The sequence below is a fragment of the Streptomyces sp. NH27 genome (genome assembly GCF_056859195.1).
Genome location: NZ_JACEGK010000486.1, coordinates 1 through 6,129, shown reverse-complemented (window position 1 = coordinate 6,129; position 6,129 = coordinate 1). Strand labels below are relative to the sequence as shown.

Sequence of the window (6,129 nt, the reverse complement as noted above, 5' to 3'; positions counted from 1 at the left end):
GGGCCGTCCGGGCCGGTCCGGGTCCGGTCAGGTGGTGGTGGCGGCGGCCCGCAGCGGCGCGCCGACGTGGTGCAGATGGCGCAGCGCCTGGGCGTAGGAGGAGATCAGCCCGCTCTCCGCGTAGGCGATGCCCAGCTCCGCGCAGTACGCCTTCACTATCGGCTGGGCGCGCCGCAGATGGGGCGTGGGCATGCTCGGGAAGAGGTGGTGCTCGATCTGGTAGTTCAGCCCGCCGAGCGCGATGTCGGTCAGCCGCCCGCCGCGCACGTTGCGCGAGGTGAGCACCTGGCGGCGCAGGAAGTCGGGCCGGTCCTTGCCGGTCAGCGTCGGCATGCCCTTGTGGTTGGGCGCGAAGGTGCAGCCCATGTACACGCCGAACACCGCCTGGTGGACGGCGACGAACGCCAGCGCCTGCAGCGGGGTGAGGATCAGCAGCAGCGCGGTGATGTACGCGACGATGTGCACGCCGAGCAGCACCGCCTCCAGGGCGCGCTGCTTGTACACGGGCCGGAACAGCGCCCGCACCCCGGCCACGTGCAGGTTCATGCCTTCGAGGGTGAGCAGCGGGAAGAACCAGTACGCCTGGCGGCCGCCGATCCAGCGGGCCACGCCGCGGGCGTTGCGGGCCTGGCCCTGCGACCAGAGGAGGATGTCCGGGCTGACGTCCGGGTCCAGCTCCTCGTGGTTGGGGTTGGCGTGGTGGCGGGTGTGCTTGTCCTGCCACCAGCCGTAGCTCATGCCGACGCACAGGTTGCCCGCGATCCGGCCGGCGGCCTCGCTGGGCCGGCGCAGCCGGAACACCTGGCGGTGGGCTATGTCGTGGGCGACCAGCGCGATCTGGGAGAAGAGCACCCCGAGCACGCCGCCTATGGCCAGCTGCCACCAGGTGTGGCCGAGCAGTGCGAACGCGGTCCAGGCGCCGATGTACAGCGCCGCGACCCCGCCGATCCTGGCCACGTAGTAGCCGGGGCGCCGCTCCATCAGGCCGGAGTCGGTGATCCGCCGGGAGAGTGCGGAGAAGTCGCTGCCCTCGCAGGGCGTGCCGTCGGTGGACGGCGCGTCGGTGGGCAGTACGGCGACGCCGGTCGCGTCCGCCGTGACGGGCCTCACGCGGCTCGCCTGCGGGGCTGCGCAGTGCGCGCGGCGCCGGAACGGGCGCCCCCGGAGCGGCCGGCGGACGTCCCCGCCGAGCTGCTCCCGGTGCGGCCGGAGCCGCCGCCGGTACGTCCTGCGTTGCCGCCGCCGCGGCCCGCGCCGCCCCGGCCGGAACCCGCGCCGGACGCGCCGCCCGCCCGTGGCCTGCGCCGGCTGCCGCCGCGTCCGGTGGAGCCGCCGCCGACGTGCGGTGCCGGGTCCGGCGCCGCGATGGTGATCGGCACCCCGGAGGGCACCCGGGCACCGGTGATCCGGGCCAGTTCCTCGTCGGCGGAGTGCACCTTCGCCGTACGCGGGGTGATCCGGGCCTTGGCCATCAGCCGGTCCATGTCGCGGCGCTGGTCGGACAGCACCAGCGTCACGACGCTGCCGGACGCGCCCGCGCGGGCGGTACGGCCGCCGCGGTGCAGGTAGTCCTTGTGGTCGGCCGGCGGATCGACGTTGACCACCAGGTCGAGGTCGTCGATGTGGATGCCGCGCGCGGCGACGTTGGTGGCCACCAGTGCGGTCACCTCGCCGTTCTTGAACTGGGTGAGGGTACGGGTGCGCTGCGGCTGGGACTTCCCGCCGTGCAGCGCGGCCGCCCGTACGCCGCTGGCCAGCAGGGTCTTGGCGAGCCGGTCCACGGCGCGCTTGCTGTCCAGGAAGAGCAGCACCCGGCCGTCGCGGGCGGCGATCCGCACGGTGGCGTCGCGCTTGTCCTCGCTGGTTACGTGGAGCACGTGGTGCTCCATGGTCGAGACGGCGCCGGCCGACGGGTCGACCGCGTGCACCACCGGGTCGGACAGGAACCGGCGGACCAGGGTGTCCACGTTGCGGTCGAGGGTCGCGGAGAACAGCATCCGCTGGCTGCCCGGCACCACCTGGTTCAGCAGCGCCGTGACCTGGGGCAGGAAGCCCATGTCGGCCATCTGGTCGGCCTCGTCGAGCACGGTGATCACGACCTTGTCGAGCCGGCAGTCGCCGCGCTCCACGAGGTCGCGCAGCCGGCCCGGGGTGGCGACGACGATCTCCGCGCCGCCGCGCAGCGCCGCGGCCTGGCGGCTGATCGACAGCCCGCCGACGACCGTGGCCAGCCGCAGGCGCAGCGCCCGGGCGTACGGGGTGAGCGCGTCGGTGACCTGCTGGGCCAGTTCGCGGGTGGGCACGAGCACCAGCGCGAGCGGCTGGCGCGGCTCGGAGCGCTGCCCGGCGGTGCGGGCCAGCATGGCCAGCCCGAAGGCGAGGGTCTTGCCGGAGCCGGTGCGGCCCCGGCCGAGTACGTCACGGCCGGCCAGCGAGCTGGGCAGCGTCGCGCCCTGGATCGGGAACGGCACGGTGACGCCCTGCCGGGTCAGCTCCTCCGTCAGCGCGGCGGGCATGTCCAGCTCGGCGAAGGTGGTCGCGGCCGGCGGGGCGGGGGTGACCGTCGTGTACACCGACTCCTCGGAGCCGGTGTCCGCCGGGCGGCCGCCGGAGCGGCCGGAGCCGCGGGACGCGCCGCCGGTGCCCTGCTGGGGGCCGCGCGGCTTGCGCCGGGCGCGGGCCGGGCCGCCCGAATAGGACTGGCGATTTCTTTCAGGCATGCGTGGAGCCTTCCTCGAAGGCGGCGCGTGCCGAAAAAGACTCCGCAAAAAGTGACATCGGGCGGAGACTCGCAGAACGAGCCGGAGAGATGAACAGCGGAGGAGGTGAACAGCGGTGGAACGGAAAACGCACATCCGTCCGGGAATCGCACCCAGGTACGGAAAAGCCGGGCCCCGCGCCCAAAGTAGCGGGACCCGGCTCGGGTACTACTCGTCCGGTCAGGAGGGGACGATGTTCTCCGCCTGCGGGCCCTTCTGGCCCTGCGTGACGTCGAAGGTGACCTTCTGGCCCTCCTGGAGCTCACGGAAGCCCTGGGTGGCGATGTTCGAGTAGTGGGCGAAGACGTCGGCGCCGCCGCCGTCCTGCTCGATGAAGCCGAAGCCCTTTTCCGCGTTGAACCACTTAACGGTACCGGTTGCCATGTCTAACTTCCTCTGATGGTGCAGTTCCCGAACTCGCACTTTACGAGCCAGGTGTCGCTGCAATGACCCCATCTGGAGGCCGGAAAACAAAATGCGCCCGAGGGTCACATCCCGTCAGGCGCACACAGAGTTCATGGGTACCACAACCGCAACAATTGAACGGTAGCACACCCCTACCGCAGCGCGAAATACCGGAGCCAGAGGTACCCCGCGCTCACGCCCACCGTGGCGGCCGCGACCACCAGGCCGTGCCGGGTGAACTGCCAGAACGTGATCGGCCGGCCGGCGCGTTCGGCGATGCCGAGCACCACCACGTTCGCGGAGGCGCCGATCGCGGTGGCGTTGCCGCCGAGGTCGGCGCCGACCGCCAGCGCCCACCACATGACGTGGTGCCGGTCGCCGCCGAGGTGCTGGACGAGATCGGCGGTGACCGGCCCCATGGTGGCCACGTACGGGATGTTGTCCACGACGCCGGAGAGCGCGCCGGAGCCGCCGAGCATCAGCATCGAACCGCCGAGCTCCCGGTCGCCGACCGCGCGGGCCAGGGCGTCGGAGACGTATCCGATCACACCCGTCTCGACCAGGCCGCCGATCATCACGAACAGCCCGGCGAAGAACGCGAGCGTGGGCCACTCGACCTCGGCCAGTACCTCCTCGGTGCGGACCGTGGAGACCGCCACCAGCAGCCCCGCGCCGAGCAGTGCGACGACGCTCGGCTGGTAGCCCAGCACCGGTTGCAGCACGAACCCGGCGACGACCGCGGCCAGCACCGCCAGCCCCTGCACCAGGGTCCGCCGGTCACGGATCGACGCGCGCGGGTCGAGCGCCATCACCGCGGTGGCGCGCTCGGCGTCGTAGTCGAAGGCGGTACGGAACAGCACCCGGGCCAGGCCGATCAGCACCAGCACGAGGAGGACGGCCAGCGGCCCGAGGTTGATGAGGAAGTCGTTGAAGGTCAGTCCGGCGCGGCTGCCGATGAGTATGTTCGGCGGGTCGCCGACGAGGGTGGCGATGCCGCCGATGTTCGAGGCGAACACCTCGGTGATCAGATAGGGCGCCGACGGCAGCGCGAGGCGCTCGCAGACCAGCAGGGTGACCGGGGCGACCAGCAGCACCGTGGTGACGTTGTCCAGCAGCGCGGAGACGGTCGCGGTGATCACCGTCAGCATCACCAGCACCCGGAACGGCCGGGCGTCCGCCCACTGCACCGACCGGATCGCCAGGTACTCGAACAGGCCGGTCCGCTTGAGCACGCCGACGATCACCATCATGCCCAGCAGCAGGAAGATGACGTTCCAGTCGATGCCGGAGCGCTCGGAGTAGAAGGCGGCGGTGCCGTCGGTCGCGCCGATCAGCAGCATCAGGGCGGCACCGCCGAGTGCGGCCGCGACCCGGTGTATTCGCTCGCTGATGATCAGGGCGTACGTCCCGGCGAACACCGCGACGGCGGCCCACGCCTGCCAGTCGCCCGGTCCCGCACCCGATCCCATGGCGGTGGAGAGCACCGGTACCAGCCCCTATCGGCGAAGAGAGTTCTCCTGTCTTCGCCGACCAGACTTCCCGGCACACCAGTCGTCAACGTACACGACGCCGGGCGGTCCTCCACCCGCCCGGGTCCGCCGGTACGGGAGAGGACCTTCCCGGCCCTCTCCCGTACGGCGACGCCATCGTCCTTGTCCACCAGGTGAGTTGACGCGGCGTCAGGTCAGGTCACTTCTTGAAGGCGTAGTCCATCAGCTTCTTGGCGTCCGAGGTGCGGGCGGACACCGAGGAGGAGGAGAGCACCGTGCCGATCACGGTCTTCTTGCCGCGGGTGGCGGCGAAGACGAGGCAGTAGCCGGCCTCGGGGCCCGAGCCGGTCTTGACGCCGATGGTGCCGGAGTAGGTGCCCAGCAGGGTGTTGGTGTTGGTCCAGGACATGTAGCGGTAGCCGCCGGACTTGGTGGTGACCTTCTGCTTGGTCGACTTGGTCTTCACGACCGTGCGGAAGGTCGAGTACTTCATCGCGTTGCTCGCGAGCTTCGTGAGGTCGCGCGGCGTCGAGTAGTTCTTGCCGCTGCCTATGCCGTCGAAGGAGTCGAAGTGCGTGTTCTTCAGGCCGAGCGACTTGGCGGTGGAGTTCATCGTGCCGATGAAGGACTTCACCCGGGCGGCGCGGGTGGAGCCGGTGCCGAACTTGTCGGCGAGCGCGTAGGCGGCGTCGCAGCCGGACGGCAGCATCAGGCCGTAGAGCAACTGCCGGACGGTGACCTTGTCCCCGACGATCAGGTGTGCGGACGACGCTCCCTTCGAGACGATGTAGTCGCTGTACGCCTTCTGCACGGTCACCTTGGCGTCCAGGTTGAGGTGCTTGTTCGCCAGGACCACCCGGGCGGTCATGATCTTGGTGGTCGAGCCGGTGGAGCGGCGGGTGTCGGCGGCCTTGGTGTAGAGCGTGGTGCCGGTGCCGTTGTTCATGACGAAGCCGCCCTTGGCGACGATCGACGGAGCCTTGGGCGCGGCCTTCGCAGCGGTCTTGGCGGCCGTGGCGGTCTTGGCAGCGGTGGTCGTGGCGCTCTTCGCGGTGGCGGGCGCGAGTTGCGGGGCGGCCTGGGCCGCCGGGGCGGCGAGCGCGCCCGCCGCGAGGAGGGCGGCGGCGGTGACCGCCGCCGCCGAGACCCGGCGGATGCTGCTGGTGTCGGTTCTCACAACTGCTCCAGATGTTCGTGGGGCGGCGTGCGGAAGTGCCGCTCTGAGGTGAGACGTTGGGCATGCCCCCGTCGATGCGTCCTCGCAGGCGTTATTTTCCGATATTCCATTTGATTGGTACCCGGGGGGTCCGGTTTCCGCGGGTACGGCAGACTCCTGCGGTGGCCCCGCCGTTCACGGCGCGCGATGCGCGTGACGCGCGGGACGGTGGGGATGTGCGGGACGGTGGGGATGTGCGGGACTTCCAAATCGCGGCCGAGGGGCGGCGGGGAGCGGTGGGCGTGACGGCACAGGGCGA

The 6,129-nt window shown here is 71.1% G+C and carries 5 protein-coding genes; all 5 read right to left on the bottom strand.

Going from position 1 to position 6,129, the window contains the following annotated elements; all coding sequences use genetic code 11:
• Positions 1 to 27 precede the first annotated feature (27 nt).
• The 5 genes from AC13HU_RS29955 to AC13HU_RS29935 all read right to left on the bottom strand — a co-directional run bounded on the left by AC13HU_RS29955 (position 28) and on the right by AC13HU_RS29935 (position 5,831).
• Positions 28 to 1,071: a fatty acid desaturase family protein gene (locus tag AC13HU_RS29955; protein ID WP_483045112.1), complete on the bottom strand. Its 1,044-nt coding sequence runs from the start codon at positions 1,069 to 1,071 to the stop codon at positions 28 to 30.
• A gap of 35 nt (positions 1,072 to 1,106) precedes the next feature.
• Entirely contained in the window at positions 1,107 to 2,720 is a 1,614-nt protein-coding gene (locus AC13HU_RS29950) for a DEAD/DEAH box helicase (protein WP_483045110.1), read from the bottom strand.
• A 219-nt stretch (positions 2,721 to 2,939) separates the two neighbouring features.
• Positions 2,940 to 3,143, bottom strand: coding sequence for a cold-shock protein (locus tag AC13HU_RS29945; RefSeq protein WP_483045109.1), 204 nt, complete (start codon positions 3,141 to 3,143; stop codon positions 2,940 to 2,942).
• A 173-nt stretch (positions 3,144 to 3,316) separates the two neighbouring features.
• Positions 3,317 to 4,633 (bottom strand): ArsB/NhaD family transporter, encoded by a 1,317-nt coding sequence (locus AC13HU_RS29940; protein WP_483045111.1) that lies wholly within the window; start codon positions 4,631 to 4,633, stop codon positions 3,317 to 3,319.
• 220 nt (positions 4,634 to 4,853) lie between these two features.
• Positions 4,854 to 5,831, bottom strand: coding sequence for a D-alanyl-D-alanine carboxypeptidase family protein (locus AC13HU_RS29935; protein WP_483045108.1), 978 nt, complete (start codon positions 5,829 to 5,831; stop codon positions 4,854 to 4,856).
• Positions 5,832 to 6,129: the final 298 nt, after the last annotated feature.